Here is a 21,539-nt window from a genome sequence, read left to right as displayed (position 1 = left end):
GCAAGAAACGAATAACATCGTTTCTTCACAGCTGGCCCTTGCGTTGATCGCCGCACGAGATAGGAGACCACTGACGTGTGACCATACTCCGAACATGTGACCGACTGCTGCGTATCGCGATGTCACCGCACGCCAGAAGTGTGGACATTGTTTCAAGAGGGGTGGGACATAGTCCGAATCTTCTCTCATAAGAAGTGCTGGCAGCCAAGCTCAACATGTAAAAATACAGTTTGAAGCTGTCCTAAAGCGCTCAAACACACCCTCGAAATGCAAAAATGCAGTTTAAAAAGGCCGAAACGAGTCGTTTCGGCCTTTTTTCGCGATTTCAAATGTATTTTTGCATTTTGAAGCCTGTTTTCGGCTAAAACGGAGCAATCAAAATGTACTTTTGCAGTTTGACACCACCTGCAAGCACCTTGGCTCCGGCAGCTATGCCCTCGCCCGCTTATCAAGCTGCTGCAGCACGTCTGCGTCGACCGTCCGGCTGCCGATTGCGCCGTGGAACACTTTACCCTGCCGCTCGCCGTGATAATCAGAGCCCCCTGTCACAAGCAGGCCATGGCGCTCTGCCATCGCAACATAACGTGCTTCTGCTTCGGTATCGTGATCGGAATGATAGGCTTCAATGCCTTCAATGCCGCGCTGGATAATCGTCTCGACGAGTTCATCATCTCCGTACAGTCCCGGATGCGCGATGACGCTCGTTCCGCCTGCTTCCTTAATCCATTCAATCGCTTCAAAGGGATGAAGCCGGGGCGGATTGACATAGGCCGCTGCGCCTTCAGCCAAATAAAGGTCAAACGCTTCTTTCATGGACGATACGACGCCTTTATTCAATAGCACCGCGGCAATGTGGGGACGCCCGATGGTCTTTCCGGCAGCTCTGTCCGGACCGCCTCCCTTGCCCTTGTCGTCTCCTGCTCCCTCCATGGCCGCAGCGTGTATCACTTCATCCATTGTGATGGACACACCGAGCTGTACCAGCCGCTCGACAATCATATCATTGCGCTGGTCTCTCGTGCTGCGCAGCCCGGCAAGCCGTTCCTGCCACAACGCAGCGCGCCAATCTGTGTAATATCCCAGAATATGAATATCACGCCCCTCGGCAACTGTACTCAGCTCTACCCCCGGCACGACGGTTATACCGATTCGTTCCCCTTCGGCAATCGCCTCTTCGACACCGGCCATCGTATCGTGGTCTGTAATCGCAATCGCGGCCAACCCTGCCTCTTTTGCCAGCCTTACATTAGCCGCAGGCGGCTGAGTTCCATCCGAAGCCGTCGTGTGTGTATGCAAATCCGCCTTACCGTTGACTGCTATAGCCATTGTTGCAGATCCCTCTCTCTCAAAAAGGTTAGAAACGTAACCGCAGAAATCGGCAGCACAGCCGATTTCAGATAGATGGAGTAGAACTGCCGCCTAAACCTTACGTTATGAATCGGTACGATATGAAGAAGTCCAAGCGCCACCTCATGTTTGACTGAGGATGACGACAGAAAGGAGACACCCAGCCCTGCTTCGACCGCTGATTTGACGGCACCAGTGCTTCCAAGCTCCATAACAATTTTCAGATCGGCCGGATCGATATTTTTGCGCTTTAACTGTTCCTCCATCACGAGACGTGTTCCGGAGCCTTGCTCGCGAAGTACGAACGGATAATCCGCCACCTCGTCCAGCATAACGTCCGTTCGCCCTGCAAGCGGATGTCCTCTCGGCACGATGAGCTTCAGTTCGTCACTCATAACCGCTTCCATATGCATATCCGGATGGTTAACCGGCGCCTCGATCAGACCGAAATTTAATTGATGATTCAAAATATCTTCCATAATCTGTGCCGTATTTATAACTTTCATACTTATAGTAATATGAGGAAATTCCATGCCAAAAGGCCCAAGAAGCCGAGGCAAAATATACTCGCCGATTGTCAAGCTTGCACCTAGCTGCAGCTTTCCCTTCAACTGCTTCGTAAACGTTGACATCGCCTGATCGGTATCACGAATAAGCTCGATACTGCGCCGGGCATAGGGCATTAGAGCTTTGCCGGCTTCCGTCAAATCGATTCGCTTCGTTGAGCGCAGCAGCAGCTTCGTCCCGAAATAGTCTTCAAGCGACTGCACTTGCATTGTTACAGCAGGTTGAGTCATATGCAGCGCGCCTGCTGCCGCCGAGAAGCTCCCCCGTTCCGCAACCGTGTAAAAAATATGCAGCTGATGAAAATTAAGCGCCATCTGTGTGACCACCCTCTCTTATGACGCCTATTATACTACAAGGCCGCAAATGGGCGCATCAAAAAGGCGCGGCTCGTTCAATCCGAGTCACGCCTTTATAATATTTATACATTTTTTAACATTTATTTTCGTTTTCTACTGTTCTTCACTAATGTCATTCTTCTAGAGTGGCGCAGCCATGAGTAGTAAGATTTCAGATCCCGCAGTTCAATCGTTTCCGACATTCGTCCAAGGAAAGTAACGATAATCATTTTATGTAGTGGGTTTCCGAGCAGGTCAGTATCATTCTCTGATACAGTAAACTCGGCTACAAACACAAGATCGTCATCGATTAAATAAACGTCCTGTTCGTTACGGTAATAGGGCTTGACCCGTTCTTTCTTCAGGCATTCCCAGAGAAATTCTGCAATATCCTCATACCCGGTCTTCTCGGTTTCTACGCGATCAGACCAGCGGCTCCTCGCGTGGTTCGTGATGACGATGTCCGCTACTTTTTTATCGCCCAAATCGATATAAAATGTTTCGTAGGTGTTCCATCTTTTAGTCACTTTGTCCTTCATTACAAACCACACCCCTTCCAAAGAACCAGGCCTATTTTACTATTATTTTACCATGATTGTCCGATTTTTCAACATTAAAATAAAGCCGCACCAATATTGGAATTAAATGTAATTATATGAAAAAAGAAGACGGTTTTCCGGCAATCTTTCACCTTCAAACCGTCTTCCTGTTGTTACTGTACGATTACTACATGCTGTAAAAACGCGTTTTGTCATCGTTATCTTTGGTGTACTCGGTCTTAAGCTCATTACGGTAGGATCGTTCGATCTTGCGGACAAATGGAAGACGCCCGATGCTGCGCACAGCATCCTCTGCCCGCTCTGCATTCATGTACATAACGACATAATGCATTTTGCGTGACATATAATGGACCGTGCCATATTTATCTAAGTTTCTGGCCGCTTTCAGATCGCTGACCCAAATAATATATCCCGTTCGTTCGGCTAACAACATCTCTTCCCTCCGTAAGATCTTCTCAACTTCGCTGCCGAGCAGCATTCCTTCATCTAGCCGCAGCCGCCGCTTCCGCAGCCGCAGGAACCGCCGCTTCCGCAACCCCCGCCCTTGCCTGTGCCTTCGTTGCTCGGAACCTTGATCGTCTCCGACACCGATTCCGCGATAAGCCGAGATACTTCGAACAGCATCGTATCGACTTCCTGCTCGGCCGCCTTGAACTTGGAGACAGACTCTATCTCGTCCAGTTCGCGCTGAATCTCCTTCACTTTACCCCTGGCAGCGTGGAAATCAGGATGGAAACGCCCAAACCGCTGGCATTCCTCATAAAGCTCCCTCGCCTTCGCGAACTCTTTCATCTTCTGCTGCACCTGAACATCACGGTTGACAGCATCTTTCCAATATAAATATTCGGCAACCTCCGCCGATTGATTGATCGAATCGCCTAGCTCATACGCGCTAAGCAGCAGCGACGCCATATCGAGCGAAGAAACGCCGCTTGCATCGTACGATTGTTCTGGCATGTAGGCAGAAACCCTCATAGCATTGGGCATTTATTCACCTCTTCTCAATTCGCTTACTTCTTTACTATCATATCATAATACTTAAGCGAATAGATACCATTTTACAGAAACCCGTTCATGCCCGGCAGGACGAGCTTCATTTCCTCCCACATGTCGGGAGTCAACGTTACCTGCCGCTGCTGCTGTTTCTCCCGGAGCAAGCCGGATACGGCCCAGCCGCCCCCATCCTGCTCCAGCTTGTCCGGAACAAACGCAAGCAAGTCACCCTCTATCTTCAATTGAACCGGTGAATGCCAATACAGCGCACGCTCCAGCATTTCTTTTTTCGTAGAGTGATGATAAGAGCGAAATTGCTTCACCCAGCTTACAGGCACACGCTCCAGCTCTGGAAAAGGCTGTTGTATTCCGTCCTCCTCCAGCAGCTCGTAATGCTGCTCCAGCCAGCCATTATACAGCATCCCTGCAGATGGACCCAGCGGAATGACTCCTTTAAACCTTACTTCCATGCTAGCGTTCAGAAAAGGAAAACTTTGGAACGTTTCTAATGCAAGCGCCGGATTCCATTTCGACTCTAATTCTGGCTTGGATTCCATCAGTTTCAGCTCACTCTGTCTATTGCCCGGCCTCCCGCTCTGCCTGGAAGAAAGTGTCCAGTCCTCCAAGCATGACCGGACAAGCGGCGGAAGCTCTATACCGGAAGCCTCCTGCAAAAATAATAGAATAGATTCCAGCGATCGTCCCTGCGTTAACGCTCTGGCTGTTGACGCAGCACTAAGCCGATAGACCGTTAGCCCGTCAGCGGAAGATGTGCGTTCCCCGATAAGCTCAAGCTCCCATAACAGCATGAAGCTGCTGTGGGGAAAAACAATCACGTCTCCGTTCGGTTCTACGATAACAGGCGCTGAACGAAGCGGACCGCCATAAGCTGCATGTGAAGCAATTGCTCCACTGCTGAGCGGCTCGATCCGCCATCGCAGCATCGGTCCGGCCGGAGATTGTGCCCGCTCCAGCCAGCCGAAAGCCAGTAAAAGCTCCACCCATTCCTCCCAGCAGCATAAGAAGGAGACCGGCGCGGACTCCCCTCCATGCTGCTGAGGCCTTTGCAGCAGTTCCGGCAGATGATCTGTCAGCAGCTTCTCTTCATACCATTTACCCGCTTCCAAACTGCTTAAAACGGCTGCCGCGTGTGCAGCTTGCGGCTTCTGGGAAGCTAAGTGCTGCATGCACCATTCATGCAGCATAGATTCCCGAAGCAATGCGGGCATCCCCATCCATCCGGATAATGCTGCTGTCTGCCAGACCAGCCGCTTCTGCTGGGGCACCAGCACTTCCAAGCGCCTAGCTATTTCTAGCGCCAAAGCTAGTCCCAGCGGGTAGCTGGCACCTGAATCTCCGCCGACCGAACCAAGTCTCGCAAGTGGGGCATCGGCAGCAGCCAGGGGCTGACCCGCTTTTTGCACAGTTCTTTTGACGAGCTGGCCTTTTGCCGTCAATTCCAGACCACAGCGGGCGAGCTCCGTCCATGATGCAAGCAGCTGCCTGCCTAGCGGCATAGCTGGCTCCGCCGTCATTTCCAGCCGCCCGTCTTTGTCCGTTACAGGAGAAGCAGCGCAGGACATGAAGCAGTTCCGCCAAACCCGGAAGCTGTCCAAAGCCGTAAAATAATATCGCTCCCCCCAGCTCCGGCGTGCAGCAAACAATAAGCCCCCCTGCAGCAGCTCATTCAATCCGCACCGAAATTCCGCACGAGACAATCCCGCATCTGCCGGACAATCGCGCAACAGATGTTCTTCCAGCACCGGAACCGGGCCGTATCTGGCAAGCAAAGCTCGAAACACAGCTCGAGCTCCATTGCTTAGCAACTCGGCAGCCAACTCCATATAATGAGCATTCGCAGCGGCATCCGGCCATCCAAGACCCTCTCGGGTAGCTGGCTGCCAGACGGCAGCTTCCATAAATTCCGCTTGCTTGCCGGCCGAAAGCCGTTCCGACAGCTGTCTCACGTCCATGTATCAAGCGGCTCCTTTCTTCCCATTATCCTTTTTCAAGCTCGTAGTGATAGCCTTGCTCCACCATAAAGAGCTGCCTTCTCAGCGCATACTCTGTCTCATTCGTGCCATCGCTCACAATCGTATAGAACCAGGCTTCGTTCCTTCCCTGCTTGGGGCGAAGAATCCGGCCGATCCGCTGCGCTTCCTCCTGCCTGGAGCCATAGCTTCCAGACACCTGGATTGCAACCGCCGCATCGGGCAAATCCACGGCAAAATTAGCGACCTTCGATACGGCCAGCACCGGGACGTCGCCAGCACGGAAGCGGTCATAGAGCTGCTGCCGCTCCTGTATCGGCAATTCGCCGGTTATGACTGGAACGTCCAGCGTCTCCGCTATCCGGTGCAGCTGCTGCAAGTATTGACCGATAATTAGCGTCGGAGTTCCTTCATGCCGGCTAAGCAGCCGCTTAATGACATTAAGCTTGCCTGGATTTTCAGCGGCGAGCCGCAGTTTGGATTTATTTTCAGCGCTATGGTACAGCTCGGTAATGCCCTGATCAAGAGGGACTCTAATCTCCGTACAGGTGACGGCCGCAATATGTCCTTTCGCTTCAACCGATTTCCACAGCAAATCATATTGCTTAGGTCCAACCAGCGAAAAAACGTCCTCCGCGCAGCCGTCTTCGCGAACCAGCGTTGCCGTTAAGCCGAGACGCCTCGTCGCCTGAATCTCCGCCGTCATTCGAAATATAGGAGCCGGAAGCAGATGAACCTCATCGTAAATAATGAGCCCCCAATCCCGTTCAGAAAACAGCTTCATATGACGAAACAGCTCGTCTTTCGATTTGCGGTGAGTCAGAATCTGATAGGTTGCTATCGTTATCGGCCGTACCTGCTTGGTCACCCCGGTGTACTCGCCAACATCGGAAGACTGCAGTGTCGTCTTATCCAGCAGCTCTTCCTTCCATTGCTTTACCGATGTGGCGTTTGAGGTTAAAATGAGCGCCGCGCTTCGATGCTGGACGAGCGCTGCGATACCGACGATCGTCTTCCCCGCTCCGCAGGGCAATACGATGACGCCGCTCCCTCCTTGAACCGTTCCTTCCCTGTAAAAGCGCTCGACGGCTTGCTGCTGATATTCCCGCAGAGTAAAAGGCTTGCCCTGACGTGTGGCGGATCTTAGCTCTATCGTCAATGACTCGCCCGCATGGTAGCCGGCCAGATCAACGACCGGATATCCTAGCCGGGTCAATTCTTGCTTTAGCATCCCTCTGTCTTCGGGACACACCTCCAGCTCCTCGCTACCCGTCCTCGTCTTGCGCCATGCCTCCAGCTCTTTCTTCTCCAGAAGCTCATCAAGAAGCTCCGAGCTCCCGCACAGCAGCAGCCGTTCACCGCAACGTTCCATACGCAGCTTGCCATAGCGGTCCATTAATCTCCTAATGCTGGATTCCGCAAAAGCAGGCAAACCATAGCGTCCGTAGCGGGTTAATATTGTAATTGCATCAACTGCTCCCATACCTCCGGCTGCGGCGTTCCATAACGTTAATGCTGTAATCCGGTAGGTATGCCAGTTGCCGGGCCTTTTCAGCATTTCCGCAAACAGGCCGAGCTGATCTCGCGCTTCCTCAGACATAGGGTGCATATTATCGAGCAGCACCGTCATATCCGATTGTATGATGAGCGGTCCGTCCTGACTTTCCAGCATGGCGATCCCCCCGTTTCTTATTCATCTTTTTGATTAGGAAAATTCTCCGCTGCTGTCTCACTTCTAATTATGAAGCTATCGGACCGTTTTTATGCTCTGCTGCACATAAAAATGAAGAACAGGAGCATACCGACCTTTGCGTTCGGAATACTCCTGTTCTTCTATAGTATGGCAGTTGCTTAATGATGTGATAACTGCCCCGTATCAGCACCCTGTTCGGAAATTTCGCTTAATGCTTCCCCTGCTTCGTGAACGAAAATATCGCGAACGGCCAAATCTCCAATCGCCACTATACCGATCAAATGGCCATCCTCAACGATAGCAAGCCTGCGAATTTTGTTATTCGCCATTATTCTGGCCGCTTCATCTGCAGTCGCTTCAGGACTAATCGTCTTCACCTCTCGGGTCATAACTGTCGCTACATCCGTAGAGCCGGAATGCTTCTCTGCATAACCTCTGACGACCAGATCGCGGTCCGTTACGACGCCAATCAGCTTGGAACCTTCTACAATGGGAACGAAGCCGATATCATGACGCTTCATTAATACTGCGAGCTCATACACATTATCCTGAAGCGCCGCTGTGACACAATCAGTGGACATAAGCTGCCTGATCGATCTGTTGTTCAACTGGTAACCCTCCTAAGATTAATAAGGTCATATCAACCTTAACTTACCCTAGCGGCTGCCGAGCCACTCCTCGGTAAAACTTTCCGCCATGCCAATCAACATCTCAGCGGAATGAATCATCGCACGCTCATCTATATCAAATTTGGGATGATGATGCGCATATTTGGCTCCCGTCTCCTCATTGCGAGCACCAACGAACATAAAGCAGCCAGGCTTTTCTTTCAAATAATAGGCAAAATCCTCTGCTGCCATTACCGCATCAGCATGGACGGTGGCAGAGCTGCCAAATAACTGCCCGGCTACATCCAAGCAGCGTGCCGCTTCCCGGTCGTCATTGACAACCGGCGGGTAGCCGATCCGAAGATCGAGCTCGTAATCCGCCCCGTACATTTCGCAGGTCGAGTGAATAACCGCTTTCAATCGATTATGAATAAGCGTCCTTGTCGTTTCATCAAACGCCCGGACCGTCCCTTTCATGCGGCAGCGGTCGGCGATGACATTATTCGTCGAACCCGCCTGGAACGAACCGATGGTTACAACGGCCGGCTCAAGCGGATTGACGCTTCGGCTTACGATGGACTGCACCGCTTGTACGAGCGCAGAGCCTACAACAATTGTATCTATCGTGTGATGCGGCATGCCGCCGTGTCCGCCTGCCCCGATAATATCCAGGGTAAATTCGTCGGCGGAAGCCATAAACGCGCCTTCTTTGGTCGAAATCTGACCGTACGGAAGCGGTGACCATAGATGCACACCATAAATCGCATCCACGCCGTCCAGAGCACCGTCTCTGATCATATTCAAAGCGCCGCCTGGTGTTACTTCTTCAGCAGGCTGAAACAGAAACCGTCTTTCACCGGCCAAGCTGGCCGCCTGCTCCTGATAAAAGCTGGCCGCAGCAAGCAATGCGACTGTATGGCCGTCATGCCCGCAAGCATGCATGACGCCTGGAATTTTGGATGCATATTCGCAGTCTTTCTCGTCTTGAATGGGCAAAGCATCTATATCGGCTCGGAGGGCGACGACCGGCCCGGGCAATGCTCCTCTAACTATAGCAATGAGGCCGTATCCTCCAACTTCTTCCCTCACCTCGCAACCGAATGCTCTTAATTGCTTGGCAATCCATTTCGATGTTTCTGTCTCCTTATAAGACAGCTCCGGATACTGATGGAGATATCTGCGCCACCGGATCATGTCCGGGTAAAGACGCTGCAGCCGTTCATGACGTTCGCCGCTTGTCTTCATTTTCTGCAAACCTCCTTTTCACTCCATTTTACCAGAACCGGGCGCCAAAGAGAAAGCGGATTATCGCTTCGCTGTTCTGCTGTCCTACATTTCGTTAATCTGTCACCTGCATTGTAGATTATAGGACGGAGTAAGGGTTGCACAGACTGGGGAAACATACTATCATGGGAAAAGAATGTACAAAGTACGTCCAATTCACTACGCTTACGAATTCTAAGGAGGAACTACAATGATTATTAACAATACAGGCCTTGACGGTGTTCAAAGCGAACTCTCGCATTTGGACGATTCCGCGGAGCAGGTCGGCTTCGTTCGTTGGCAATGGGAATATTATCGCGCTACATACGATTTGAAGCTGGAAGATCGCGCGACCAACTCTGAATACTTCGTGCGCATCAACACACGTGCCGTAGAAGGCAAGCTGGAAAACCCGCATGCCGTACTGGCTATTGAAGCCGTATACATTGGAAAAGCAACGTTCCCGCATGGCATGGAATATGAATCCGTAATTCCAGAACCGATTATGAGCATTGCGAATCAGAAGCTGGAACAGCTGAAGCAGCTGCTTGCGTAGTATGGGAAATACGCAGAACGGCAGTCGTGGACGACCAGACTTTCTGCTTCTCATCCTTGCGATACTGCTAGCCGGCTTTGGGCTCGTGATGGTATTCAGCGCGAGCTCAAATGTCGCCTTGGTAGCTCAGAAATTCAACAATGATGCCTTCTACTTTCTTAAGAAACAACTGCTATGGGCGGTACTAGGCGTATTCATGATGCTGTTTCTAATGAACCTGCCCTATAAGTTCTACAAGAAAGGCTTTATCTTCCTGTTCATACCTGTGCTTATAATGCTGCTCATCGTGCCCTTCACTGAACCGATAAATGGTGCGAGCAGTTGGCTGCCGATCGGCCCCTTGCGCATACAGCCTACGGAATTGGCCAAGCTGGCGCTTATTTTGTATCTGGGCTCGCTGATATCCAAGAAGGACGAGAAATTTCGCGATTTCAAAAAAGGGCTGCTGCCAGTCCTAATCATCGTCGGCTTTATTTGCGGGCTCATCATGCTGCAGCCGGATCTGGGCTCTTGTATGATATTGGCGGCTACTGCAATCGTTATGATTATCGCAGGCGGCGCCAATCTGAAGCACATCTTTATGGCAGGCTCGATTATCGGTGTTATTCTGACCGTTGTTGTCAGTTTATCGATGGCCTTTCAGCCTCCTGAAGTGTGGGCATACCGGATTGCGAGATTTACCGCCTACCTTGACCCTTTAGCTGATAAGGAAAACACGGGCTTGCAATTGGTTTCTTCCTTGCAAGCGCTGGGGCATGGCGGCTTCGCCGGAGCAGGATTTGGAGAAAGTGTGCAGAAGCTTCACTACTTGACCTACCCGTACAATGATTTTATTTTCTCGATTATTGCGGAGGAATTCGGGTTTCTCGGCTCTGCCTTATTTATTCTGACTTACCTGCTGTTCTTATGGAGGGGCTTGATTGTCGCGCTTCGCTGCCCCGATCAGTACGGCACAATCGTTGGCGTCGGCATTGTGGCCAGCATTGGCATCCAAGCGTTCATCAACATCGGCGGTGTCACCGGCACGATACCGTTAACAGGCGTAACCTTGCCGTTCATCAGCGCCGGAGGCACATCGCTGTTCGTCTGCTTGATGAGTGTCGGCATTTTGGCTTAGCATATCGCGAGAGCATAACAAACAGGAGCGTCCAAAACGACCGAGTCCAACCGTCATGAGAAACAGAATATAAAAAAGGTATCTTCCGACTTGAAACGGAAGATACCTTTTTTGCATGACATTTTAATTAATCAGGGCCTGCTGAACTTGTCATACAGCAAGCCCTGCTAGGAAATACTATTTGAGCCGGTTGTATTCTTCCGTTGTCTCTTCTTCCTTAAAGGCTACGCCTTCCACCTTTACGTTCACTTCGACGACATGGAGGCCGGTCATATTTTCAACGGATTCACGTACATTAAGCTGAAGTTGGCGGCATACCTCTTGAATGGGAATGCCATAATGGACGATAATACGAAGATCAATTGCAGCTTCCAGCTGCCCGACTTCCACCGAAACGCCCTTTTGCACATTTTTCCCGCTCAATCGTTTAGCCAATCCTTCGGAAATCCCGCCGGACATCGCGGCAATTCCCGGAGTCTCTAGTGCTGCGAGTCCCGCAATCGTTGCAACTACATCGTCTGAAATACGGATAATGCCGGTTTGAAGGTCCTCGGTCATGTTATTCACTCCTCAATTTGCCATATATGTTCATTGTACTGGATGGCAGGCGCGGAAGCAACAAAAGAGCGGCTCCAATCAATAAAGCTTAGGAAAAAGTTTACATGTTTCAATTTTTCCGATATATTAATTACAGTTTTCAACATCTATCATGCAAAGGTGGCATTTTTCGTGAGACAGAAATTGTTTTTCACCGGATTGATCGTTATGTTTGCGCTGAGCGCAATCGGCCATTTCGCCGGCTTCGACATGACGCTTCAATTCATCATTTCCGCGATTGCAATCGTGTTCGTTGCCGGCTTTCTAGGCAAGGCGACCGAAAGCGTAGCGCATTATGCGGGTCAAAGGCTCGGAGGATTTCTTAACGCCACCTTCGGCAATGCAGCAGAGCTCATCATTGCGATTTTCCTCGTTAAAGAAGGATTATTCGACATGGTTAAAGCGAGTATCACCGGTTCGATCATCGGCAACTTGCTTCTCGTTCTTGGCCTCAGCCTTTTCGCAGGCGGACTCAAGTACAAGCAGCAGAAATTCAACAATCAGTTGGCAGAGCACAATTCGACATTGATGATTATGGCGGTTATCGGATTGTTCGTTCCCGCAGTATTCGTCGGAGCGGAGCATTTCTCGCTTGTCAAAAACCATTTTTTAAGCCTGGCAGTGGCCTGCATACTCATCGTATCGTACTTGCTCTGGCTCGTGTTCTCCATGATTACCCATAAAGACGTTCTCTCTGATAAAGACATGAATGCCGATCACGGCGAAGAACCTGCATGGTCAAAAGGCACTTCCATCATTTTGCTGATAGTCGCAACGGTAATGGTTGCCTTCACCAGTGAATGGCTTGTACATACGCTGGATACATTTACGGAAAGATTCGGCTTGTCCCAGCTATTCGTCGGCGCTTTCGTTATTGCCATCGTCGGCAATGCGGCTGAGCACAGCGCAGCAATCATGCTCGCCATGAAGAACAAAATCGGTGCAGCCGTGGAAATCGCCATCGGAAGCAGCTTGCAGATCGCATTGTTTGTCGCACCGGTGTTGATATTGGTCAGCACGCTGTTTGGCGATACGATGGACATTATTTTCACCCCGATCGAGTTAACCGCAATAGGTGTATCTGTATTTATCGCCAAGTCGGTATCGCGAGACGGCAATACGAACTGGTATGAAGGCTTCCTGCTGTTAATGGTCTATATCATTCTAGGCTTTGCCTTCTATCTCGTGTAATGCAGACAAAAAAAATGGAGTAGGCTCCAACTGGAGTCTACTCTTTTCTATTCAACGCTTCATACAGCTGCGCCAAGTTGCGCTCAAGCCTGCTCAGCATTTCCTTCCCGCTTGGCTCGGTTATGAGTCCCGCACGCACTGCAAAATCAATCTCGCGCGAGAATCCGTACATTTGCGTATCCAAAACCTCTTCGTACAGCGGACATTGACGGGTCGTCAAGTTCTCCATCTGAACTTCGATCAGTTTCTCGATTTTGCTGGCATCCTCCATAAGGAGACGCAGCGCCTTCTCATGCAATTGGACCGTGACTTCCGGTGAAGACATCGTTTTCCCCCCTGTGCGTGTACCCGCCGTCGTCTATACCTTTTATATTAGACGAAAAAGAGCCAATACACAAGGACAAAACAGAAAAGCGCCTTTTCAAATTGAAAAAGCGCTTCTCTATTTTTTGGAACGGTATCTACCTGATACGCTGCTTCCAAAACGTGTTAATTCAGCAGAATGCTATTCGCCTACCACTGTAACATTCAGATCATGCTTAGCAAATACAGCAGCCATAGCCGCTTTCGCTTCTTCAGCATCCGGTCCGTGTACATGAAGCTCGTACGAATGTCCGCCTACCAAAGTTGTGAACAGTCCAAGGATACTTTTAACGTCAATATATTTACTGTCGGCTTGCAGAACGATGGAAGAGCGGAATTGGCTAGCCGCTTGAGAAATTTCTACGATAGCTGCGTTGTTAGACATGGGGAATCCCTCCAGAAATTTTAGTAAAGCTTTCCTTAGCAATCATGATAACCCGAAAAATCATATCCGACAAGGGGCAAAATGAAAAACGCTTCTATTTCATTTATTTCAAATTTTCGGAATTTAATCCTTCAAGCTCAGGAATTACAAAAACGCCGTCTTTGCGGATGAGAACATCGTCGAAATAGATTTCTCCGCCACCATAATCGGGACGTTGGATGAGCACTAGATCCCAGTGAATCGACGAACGGTTGCCGTTGTCTGTCTCCTCATAGGCTTGCCCTGGCGTAAAATGCAGGCTGCCGGCAATTTTCTCATCAAATAAAATATCGTTCATCGGATGTAAGATATAAGGGTTAAAGCCAATGGCGAATTCGCCAATGTAACGGGCGCCTTCATCCGCATCCAAGATTTCGTTCAGACGCTTCGTATCATTGCTCGTTGCCTCAACAATTTTGCCGTTTTCAAACGTAAATGAAATATGCTGAAAAGTAACGCCAGCATATACGCTCGGAGCATTATAGGTAATTTTACCCTGAACGGAATCCCGTACCGGAGCTGAAAATACTTCACCGTCTGGAATATTGCGATGTCCTGAGCACTTTTTCGCACCGATTCCTTTAATCGAGAACGTCAGATCAGTACCCGGAGAAACGATGCGGACATGATCCGTCCGCTGCATCATTGCTTGCAGAGGGTCCATTGCACGATCCATTTTCGAATAGTCCAAATTACATACGTCAAAGTAGAAATCTTCGAACGCTTCCGTACTCATTTTGGCCAATTGAGCCATTGACGGATTAGGGTAACGAAGAACGACCCATTTCGTCCGTTTAACGCGTTCTTCCATATGTACCGGATTCATATACAATTGATCATACAACTTCATTTTATCATCAGGCACATCAGCCATTTCATTCGCATTCTCGCCTGCACGGACCCCGATATATGCTTGCATTTGCTTCATTCGATCAAGATCAAGCTGTCCCCACAGCTCAAGCTGCTCTTTCGTGGCATGCTTTAGCATCGAGCGGAGTACGGAACGGTCGCTCGTCTCAACAAACGGTCTGCCTCCCCGTTTGGTCACTTCCTCAATTAAACATTTGGCGAGTTCCCGCTCCGCTCCGATCATATCAATCAGGACATTGTCCCCAGGCTGAACATCAATGGAATAGCCCGCCAGATTACTGGCGAGTTTTTGCAGTCTTGGATCGCGCATAGCGAATACCTCCTCATTCTCTTCCTTATACCTCCGAAACGGATTGCAGGCCGCTCCAGAATCCGTTCTATCGTATCATGACCGGTCGCAGGCCGTCTATTTCCTCCCAGCAGGAGCAACCGCTCTTCCGTCAAAGGAGCCAAAGTGCATCGTAGTCTTGCGCGATTCTGCTTTTTCCTCGGCGTCCTTTATATAGGTAAGAACAGTCTGCTCTTCCATCGATAGCGGTATGAGACTGCTGGCATCAATCACGATCTGATACTCCGAGCGCACCTGCAGCGTTTTCAGCATCGCAGTAAGCTGACCGCGTGACTTATTCAGCTCATTTAAATACGCTTTGCGGTATTCGGTTTGTTCGATTGGCACCCCGCTTTCCAATTTATCGAGCTCACCAGTCAGCTTCAGCTTCCATTTCTCGCTAGCTGCTGCTTCGTCTGTCTGCACACGCAGCCTGACCGTTTTCCCGGCTCCTTTGGCAGCTCCCGTATTTACCGCATTTTGCACAATTTCAATTTGCTTATGATCGGCTTGAATTTCTTTTAACAGTTCAACAGGATTCCAAGTTACCCCATCTTCTGTCTGCGCTTTAATCGTTTCATGACCAACTACTTGTCCTTGAAAGCTTTTCGGTGTATACGACCAGCCTTCCGCAGTAGATACTGTAGTCTGACCTTTATATACGTAATTATCTGTTGCCGCCAGTCCCGCAATAGACAGCGAAAGCCATTCCTCCGGGCTGCGATCGCCCTTTAATCCCCCGCATCCGGTCAACAGCATCAATAGCGTGATTAGTCCTGCCTGAATTGCAGCGGCTGTAATCATTCTCCTGACTGTCATAGTGGCATCCCCCCTAACCTTTGATAGCGTTAGCGTCTCCTGCACCCGAGGTATTTTATTCCCTGCCTGTCCCGAATGCCATTTGAGGCACCAAAAAATGCATGAAACGCTCCCAGCGCTCCATGCTTTTTTTTCGACTATAAACATCTAATAGCTGGCCTTTAGTTGGCTTGTCCGACGAATATACAGTTCCGTCCATGATGCTTCGCTTCGTATAATGCCATATCGGCTCTATAAAACAGCGATTCTACACTAATCTTCTCATTCTCGAAGGTCCACTCCGATACACCGCATGAAACGGTCACAACCGGATCCGTCTCTTCCTCGACATGGGAGCGTATACGTTCAGCAATACGGAAGGCCTGCTCCGCCTGAATGCCCGGTAAATAGACAGCAAGCTCCTCACCGCCCCATCTTGCCGCAATATCGCCTTGGCGAATCGACGCGCGAATGATGTTGCTCACTTGCACGAGAATACGGTCTCCAACCTGATGGCCAAACGTATCATTAATTCGTTTGAAGTGGTCGATATCCACTAAGATAAGGGCTCCCAACGGATCTTTGCGCTGCCGGTTCTGAATTTGCTCATTCAAGTAATGCCGGGCATGAAGTCCGGTTAAATTGTCGGTGATGACCATCCGGCGCACCTCGGCATGAAGCGAAGCATTCGTAATTGCCAGCCCGATATGCGTCGACATAACCTGCAGCAGCTTATAATTGTCGTAGCTGAAAAAATTCGCTGTCTTATGCGTTACGAATATGACGCCCGCTACTTCGCCGTCCACTAATATCGGGGACGCGATCAGCGATCTAGAGCCTGTATTGTCCATCAGCTTGGAGGTAACGACCCGGGTATTCCAATAATCCGAAATAATGAGCGGCTCCTTCGTCCGATGGACGATGCCGCAAAAGCCGTAATCCGGTGAAAACTGCTCGCTCGACATGTCAGGGACGTTGCTCGACATGACGATAAACTGATTTTTCTCTTTATTCAATTGAAGCACACAGCAGAAATCTGCCTCAAATATATTAAGAAGCTCTTTCGTTACGAACTGAAAAATCTCCTTCAGCCGCAACGATTGGTTAAGCCGTTTCGCCAGCTCATTGATTAGACGCAATTCATTAATAAGCAGATTGGACTGCTCGTACAGCTTCGCATTCTCGAACGCCGAACCCGCAGTATCTGCCACCAAGAGAAATGCCGGTAGGTCTGAGACATCCCAGCGCTCAGCTTCCATCGTAATGAATAAGACGCCATATGCAGCTTGCTTGCCCGTCATTGGCATTGCAATTCGCATCATGCCGTTGCGGTCCAGCTCGTTAACCGGCCGTCCTTCAAGAAAGGCCTTGGCGATAAGGTCATGAGCCGTATTCTTAAATACAAGCGGCTTCACCCTCGGATCGCCATTCAGATGATCCTGGGACAAATAAAGATGCACCTCTGAAGTCGGGTACAGCTTCTCTAAGCTCATTAGCATCTCCGACAGAACAGAGGTCACGTCGGTCTGATCATACAGCCGCTTGGCAACCCCGAACAGGGCGTCTCTGCGGTTAAGCTCCTTTTCCGTGCGCTGCTGCTGCAATAGCAAATCCTTTACATAAAGCTGTTCGAATTTGCGATAGAAGCAGCTGCGGAAATGTAAGGCGCTGAGCTTCGCAACCGATTGATTGGATTCGGCAGCGGTTGAAACGTGGATAAAAATACAAAATGGGCGTTCTTCCGAACGCTTCATAACAGGAATTGCGCTTGCATAAAGCGATCCCAGCGACTCCGCATCGATCGAACCAGACTGATGGACGGATGCCGCCAGCTTGTCTGCCAGCGCACGCGCATCGGCGTCCTCTAGTTTATCCAAGCCGCCGGCGATGTCCACACAATTCAAGCTCCAGTCGTATATTGCAAACGAACCTTCTGCAAGCAGCAGCTTGTCCGTTTCCTTATACCATAACGCGAAGCTTTCAGAAAGTATCGGCCCCAAGTATGGTTCATCAGCGCTAGTCATATCTTCCTCTTCGAACCAAATCGACGGATTCATCTCAACAGCAAGATGAGATGCCGCAGCAGATTCATCTTTAAGAGGATGGTTTTCGTTATAATCTGCCATCAGCAACACCCAGCCCTTCCGTACGTATAACAAGGAGATGAGCATCCAATCATCAATTCATACAATAATTTCATCATACTGTATTTTTAAGAATATTGCACTACTCTTTCCTATAAATAATAGGCCTTTAGACACTATGTCCCAGAGGGCTCGCTGAGGACTGTGCAATCTTGACAAATAGGGGGTATTTCATATAATATTTATTGTTGAATGTATGGGCGTACTGGTTTTGTGTCACCCTCAGAAATACGTTCGCTGATCTTCCAGCGGCTGAACTGATTTTCAGGCTCCGGACTCAGTCCGGGCATAGAACGTATTCGGCGAAACACAACCCCATTCTCAAAAATCCCATTTGATGAAGGAGTTACACTACGTATGTCACGTTATACTGGTCCTAAATTTAAATTGAGCCGCCGCCTCGGCATTTCCCTGAGCGGAACTGGCAAAGAAATTGCAAAACGCCCATTCCCTCCAGGTCAACACGGCCCGAACCAACGCAGAAAAATGAGCGGATACGGCATTCAATTGGCTGAGAAGCAAAAACTTCGCCACATGTACGGCTTGAACGAAAAACAATTCCGCAACCTGTTCGACAAAGCGGCTAAAATCAAAGGTATTGCCGGCGAAAACTTCATGATTCTTCTTGAAAGCCGTCTGGACAACCTGGTTTACCGCCTGGGTCTTTCCAACTCCCGTGCAGGCGCACGTCAGTTGGTTGCTCACGGTCACGTTACGGTTAATGGCAAAAAAGTCGACATCGCTTCCTACACAGTATCGACTGGCGACGTAATCGGCCTGCGCGAGCGCAGCCGCAGCCTGAAAACGATCAAAGAAGCAATCGAAGGCCGTCACCACATTCCTAACTACTTGGAGTTCAACGATCAAGCAATGGAAGGCAAGTTCATCCGCCTGCCAGAGCGCGCTGAGTTGTCCCAAGACATCGACGAAAAACAAATCGTCGAGTTCTACAGCCGTTAATAGCTGCTGTACTTCTGAGAACCCTCGCAGCCTGCAAAGGCCTGCAGGGTTCTTTTTATGTTTACTTTATAGGTCATTCCTATAAAGTAAATAATCTTTATATATTTCACTTCTTATGTTCTTGTATGCCACAATAGAGGCATCCGAAACAGAAGGAGCGATTAATATGAAATCCGCCCAGCAATGGAACCCCGATTCCTACGATCAGCATCTCGGGTTTGTATCTAAATTTGGCCAAGGTATTATGGAATGGTTGAATCCTCAAGCTGGCGAACGTGTTCTTGACTTAGGCTGCGGCACCGGCGACCTCTCAGCCGTGCTTGCCGCTAAGGGAGCTGTCGTAAGCGGAATTGACTACTCCGCAGAAATGATCGCCAAAGCAGTAGAGAAATACCCCGCTATTCCTTTCTCTGTCGAAGATGGACAGAGCTTTACAGTAAATAAGCCGTTCGATGCGGTGTTCTCGAACGCTGCTCTGCACTGGATGAAGAGTAACCCATCTGGTGTCATCGAGTCGGTCTGGAGCAGTCTTCGCAGCGGCGGAAGATTTGCTGCTGAATTCGGAGGAAAAGGCAATGTGGAAGGTATTGTGCGAGCAGTTAGCGAAGTGCTGCCGAAATACGGTATTGACGCTGAGCCTTTGAATCCCTGGTATTTCCCCTCCATCGGCGAGTATTGCAGCTTGCTTGAGAAGCAAGGGTTTCATGTCCGCTCCGCAGAGCTGTTCAGCCGGCCAACCGAGCTGACTGACGGGGACAAAGGGCTGCTGCACTGGCTTGCACAGTTCGGAGACGCTTTCTTCCACACTTTAGAAGAATCGGATAAGGAACAGGCTATGCAGGATATCAATCAACTGTTCCGGAAGCAGCGGCAACTGAAGGCTGGGGAGAACGCTATTGCCGATTATTACCGGATTCGGGTGCTGGCGTTCAAGCCTTGATCCGTCCAAGGGAAGGGCCTTTCAACCTTAACTCAGTTGAAAGGCCCTTCCCTTATATTAAGCCCAGTTATCCGCCGGCATTGGAGCAGCCATAGCTTGCCATCTGCGAAGGTCCATTCCATATCGATGTTTGGGCCAAACGTTTGCTCGCAGTTGTCAGCCAGACCGTTCAATTGGGTGCATTGCTTAGCGGTCAGACACAACGAGTTCGCGGTATAGTCGTCGAGCCTGCTTTCAATGATCCCCTCACATTGGCCGAATCGAATCGCAATCTCCTTCAAACTAGCCGTTGATTCCGTAATTTCCCCATTTCGGTTCATTCTGAAGGAATCCGGTGTCACATATCCAGAAGCAACCGCTTCGCCAAGCCCCCAGGCTGCCTCTATTACTCGTTCATCCGCATACGTAACAGGGTTCCGTGTAAACAGTATTCCCGACACATCGGAATTGATCATTCTTTGAACGATTAGCGCTATTTGTACAGACTTATCGTTGTTACCTATCGTCGCCACTCCCTCTGCCCGCCGTTTATAGCTATTCAAGCGTTTAGACTGCGCCGACTCCCAAATGTAACGAATCGCACGTTCAACTCCTTCGACGGTCGTAACGTTTAAACAGGAATGAAACAGCCCGGCATAACTGGACTGTTCACCATCTTCTTGAATAGCGGACGATCTGACGGAAACGGAGCCTAATGCGTCTAGCATAGAACGAATTTCACCTTCTATATGAAGTTCTCCTTTCACAAACTGCACAACCATTGAAGCAGGAAGCACATACCCCTCAGGCACCGGCAAGCAGTGTTTAAGGGCTACACCCAAATTCACTGCTTTACGCCCATATAGCTCAACCTCAGCCGCTTCATATAACGGTATCGGGTTCATTCATTAGCACATCCCATAACGATGCCAGAGACCGCATCTATACGAATTTTTTGCCCGCTTTTAACGGCTTCCGTTGCATTTCCACACCCGACGATACATGGAATATTAAATTCCCTCGCCAAAATAGCAGCATGACAAACAATGCCTCCGCGATCCGTCACAAGTCCTGCAATTAATGGAGCAACCTCGATAAAATCAGGAGTTGTCATCTCGGTCACTAGAATGTCTCCATTCCTTACGTTCACAAGCTCATCCTTGTGCAATATGACTGTGGCTATTCCTTCGGCATGACCTGAACTGGCAACTTTTCCGCTCGCAAGAAATAACTCTTCCTCAGCGTTACTATTATTTGCAGGTTCTATTTCTTGCCGTTCGTTCAAGAGTGTGCGAAGCTCCTTACTCCAAGGCGCCTCATTGGCATATTTCCCGATTTCTTTGCCTAACGACGCATACAAATGCAGTTCATACACCGCCCGGTCAAAGCACAAAATCAAATCGGAAGCCGCAAGCTGCTCCTGCCGGGCAAGAACTTTAATATAGCTGCTTTTATAATGGGGAATATGCTCCATAAAAATTTCTAATATCGGTGTTGTCTGTGCAATGGCTTCGCGCATCTGTAATTCAAGCAGTGACGTCCTTTCAAGCTGGTACCTATAGATTCTTTGGTAGGCATCTCGCACTAACGGCTTAAGCTGTTCAATCTCATTCTGATACCAAATTCTAACTCTGTTGAAAACAACCATCTCCTTCTCTCATCTAAATCAAAACAAAAAGCCACTGCAAACTAACAGTGGCTTTAACGCGAGGATCACTCTATATTTCAGAGTAGGCCTGCATACATATAAAGCCCTGAGGACAGTAAAATCCTCAGGGCTTATTTCGACATAAGCATATTAGTTAAAAAATAACACCGCGAGGACCGAATATGAAATTGTTGATCGTTTGTTTCAATTTTTCCATTGTCCTCACTCCTTTGTATTATTCACTTAAAATGTAAGTCAAGAATACAC

The 21,539-nt window shown here is 49.5% G+C and carries 22 protein-coding genes; 5 read left to right on the top strand and 17 right to left on the bottom strand.

Going from position 1 to position 21,539, the window contains the following annotated elements:
• Positions 1–429: 429 nt before the first annotated feature.
• From TY10_RS02075 to TY10_RS02035, 9 genes are all read right to left on the bottom strand, one after another.
• Positions 430–1,326: a PHP domain-containing protein gene (locus TY10_RS02075; protein WP_042160093.1), complete on the bottom strand. Its 897-nt coding sequence runs from the start codon at positions 1,324–1,326 to the stop codon at positions 430–432.
• A complete protein-coding gene (locus TY10_RS02070) occupies positions 1,317–2,228 on the bottom strand; it encodes a selenium metabolism-associated LysR family transcriptional regulator (RefSeq protein WP_042160091.1) in 912 nt (303 codons plus the stop codon). Before TY10_RS02070 ends, TY10_RS02075 begins: the two co-directional genes overlap by 10 nt.
• A gap of 122 nt (positions 2,229–2,350) precedes the next feature.
• Positions 2,351–2,788: a hypothetical protein gene (locus TY10_RS02065; RefSeq protein WP_042160090.1), complete on the bottom strand. Its 438-nt coding sequence runs from the start codon at positions 2,786–2,788 to the stop codon at positions 2,351–2,353.
• A 187-nt stretch (positions 2,789–2,975) separates the two neighbouring features.
• A complete protein-coding gene (locus tag TY10_RS02060; protein WP_202903132.1) occupies positions 2,976–3,239 on the bottom strand; it encodes a YlbG family protein in 264 nt (87 codons plus the stop codon).
• 56 nt (positions 3,240–3,295) lie between these two features.
• A complete protein-coding gene (locus TY10_RS02055) occupies positions 3,296–3,766 on the bottom strand; it encodes a YlbF/YmcA family competence regulator (protein ID WP_042160111.1) in 471 nt (156 codons plus the stop codon).
• A gap of 101 nt (positions 3,767–3,867) precedes the next feature.
• Positions 3,868–5,775, bottom strand: coding sequence for a hypothetical protein (locus tag TY10_RS02050; protein WP_042160089.1), 1,908 nt, complete (start codon positions 5,773–5,775; stop codon positions 3,868–3,870).
• 25 nt (positions 5,776–5,800) lie between these two features.
• Positions 5,801–7,465: a DNA repair helicase XPB gene (locus TY10_RS02045; RefSeq protein WP_042160087.1), complete on the bottom strand. Its 1,665-nt coding sequence runs from the start codon at positions 7,463–7,465 to the stop codon at positions 5,801–5,803.
• Positions 7,466–7,644: 179 nt separating this feature from the next.
• Positions 7,645–8,067 carry a CBS domain-containing protein gene (locus TY10_RS02040; RefSeq protein ID WP_042160110.1) on the bottom strand — a complete coding sequence of 141 codons (423 nt, stop codon included), beginning with the start codon at positions 8,065–8,067 and terminating at the stop codon, positions 7,645–7,647.
• A 75-nt stretch (positions 8,068–8,142) separates the two neighbouring features.
• Positions 8,143–9,339 (bottom strand): M20 family metallopeptidase, encoded by a 1,197-nt coding sequence (locus tag TY10_RS02035; protein ID WP_042160085.1) that lies wholly within the window; start codon positions 9,337–9,339, stop codon positions 8,143–8,145.
• A 229-nt stretch (positions 9,340–9,568) separates the two neighbouring features.
• Here TY10_RS02035 and TY10_RS02030 point away from each other — a divergent pair, with 229 nt between their 5' ends.
• Together TY10_RS02030 and ftsW are read left to right on the top strand one after the other, a co-directional pair.
• Positions 9,569–9,913: a YugN family protein gene (locus TY10_RS02030; protein WP_042160083.1), complete on the top strand. Its 345-nt coding sequence runs from the start codon at positions 9,569–9,571 to the stop codon at positions 9,911–9,913.
• Position 9,914: 1 nt separating this feature from the next.
• Positions 9,915–11,030, top strand: coding sequence for a putative lipid II flippase FtsW (gene ftsW, locus TY10_RS02025; RefSeq protein ID WP_155985658.1), 1,116 nt, complete (start codon positions 9,915–9,917; stop codon positions 11,028–11,030).
• Between the two features lie 177 nt (positions 11,031–11,207).
• Here the strand turns inward: ftsW and TY10_RS02020 are convergent, their stop codons facing one another.
• Complete coding sequence (locus TY10_RS02020; RefSeq protein WP_042160081.1) at positions 11,208–11,588, bottom strand: Asp23/Gls24 family envelope stress response protein; 381 nt, start codon at positions 11,586–11,588, stop codon at positions 11,208–11,210.
• A 171-nt stretch (positions 11,589–11,759) separates the two neighbouring features.
• Here TY10_RS02020 and cax point away from each other — a divergent pair, with 171 nt between their 5' ends.
• Complete coding sequence (gene cax / locus TY10_RS02015; protein WP_042160080.1) at positions 11,760–12,818, top strand: calcium/proton exchanger; 1,059 nt, start codon at positions 11,760–11,762, stop codon at positions 12,816–12,818.
• Positions 12,819–12,855: 37 nt separating this feature from the next.
• Here cax and TY10_RS02010 read toward each other — a convergent pair whose 3' ends face one another.
• From TY10_RS02010 to TY10_RS01990, 5 genes are all read right to left on the bottom strand, one after another.
• Positions 12,856–13,143, bottom strand: a complete 288-nt coding sequence (locus TY10_RS02010; RefSeq protein WP_042160078.1) for an Fpa/YlaN family protein — start codon at positions 13,141–13,143, stop codon at positions 12,856–12,858.
• A 180-nt stretch (positions 13,144–13,323) separates the two neighbouring features.
• Positions 13,324–13,566 (bottom strand): HPr family phosphocarrier protein, encoded by a 243-nt coding sequence (locus tag TY10_RS02005; protein ID WP_042160076.1) that lies wholly within the window; start codon positions 13,564–13,566, stop codon positions 13,324–13,326.
• A gap of 103 nt (positions 13,567–13,669) precedes the next feature.
• The gene (locus tag TY10_RS02000) at positions 13,670–14,785 is read right to left on the bottom strand and encodes an aminopeptidase (protein WP_042160072.1); all 1,116 of its coding nucleotides are present in this window, start codon (positions 14,783–14,785) and stop codon (positions 13,670–13,672) included.
• Positions 14,786–14,881: 96 nt separating this feature from the next.
• Positions 14,882–15,622, bottom strand: a complete 741-nt coding sequence (locus TY10_RS01995; RefSeq protein ID WP_042160070.1) for a hypothetical protein — start codon at positions 15,620–15,622, stop codon at positions 14,882–14,884.
• A 161-nt stretch (positions 15,623–15,783) separates the two neighbouring features.
• On the bottom strand, positions 15,784–17,760 hold the full coding sequence (locus tag TY10_RS01990; protein ID WP_238327403.1) for a sensor domain-containing diguanylate cyclase: 1,977 nt from the start codon (positions 17,758–17,760) through the stop codon (positions 15,784–15,786).
• Positions 17,761–18,102: 342 nt separating this feature from the next.
• Between TY10_RS01990 and rpsD the strand changes: the two genes are divergently transcribed.
• Both rpsD and TY10_RS01980 read left to right on the top strand, forming a co-directional pair.
• Positions 18,103–18,705 (top strand): 30S ribosomal protein S4, encoded by a 603-nt coding sequence (rpsD, locus tag TY10_RS01985; RefSeq protein WP_042160068.1) that lies wholly within the window; start codon positions 18,103–18,105, stop codon positions 18,703–18,705.
• A 166-nt stretch (positions 18,706–18,871) separates the two neighbouring features.
• Positions 18,872–19,645, top strand: a complete 774-nt coding sequence (locus TY10_RS01980) for a class I SAM-dependent methyltransferase (RefSeq protein ID WP_042160039.1) — start codon at positions 18,872–18,874, stop codon at positions 19,643–19,645.
• Positions 19,646–19,677: 32 nt separating this feature from the next.
• On the opposite strand, the gene TY10_RS01975 is transcribed toward TY10_RS01980, so the two are convergent.
• Both TY10_RS01975 and TY10_RS01970 read right to left on the bottom strand, forming a co-directional pair.
• Complete coding sequence (locus TY10_RS01975; protein ID WP_042160036.1) at positions 19,678–20,529, bottom strand: PEP/pyruvate-binding domain-containing protein; 852 nt, start codon at positions 20,527–20,529, stop codon at positions 19,678–19,680.
• Positions 20,526–21,272 (bottom strand): PEP-utilizing enzyme, encoded by a 747-nt coding sequence (locus tag TY10_RS01970; RefSeq protein WP_042160034.1) that lies wholly within the window; start codon positions 21,270–21,272, stop codon positions 20,526–20,528. The genes TY10_RS01975 and TY10_RS01970 overlap by 4 nt, the downstream gene beginning before the upstream one ends.
• Positions 21,273–21,539 lie beyond the last annotated feature (267 nt).

Source organism: Paenibacillus gorillae (genome assembly GCF_000513275.1).
GTDB classification, from domain to species: domain Bacteria; phylum Bacillota; class Bacilli; order Paenibacillales; family Paenibacillaceae; genus Pristimantibacillus; species Pristimantibacillus gorillae.
This window is presented reverse-complemented; position numbering and strand designations above follow the sequence as displayed.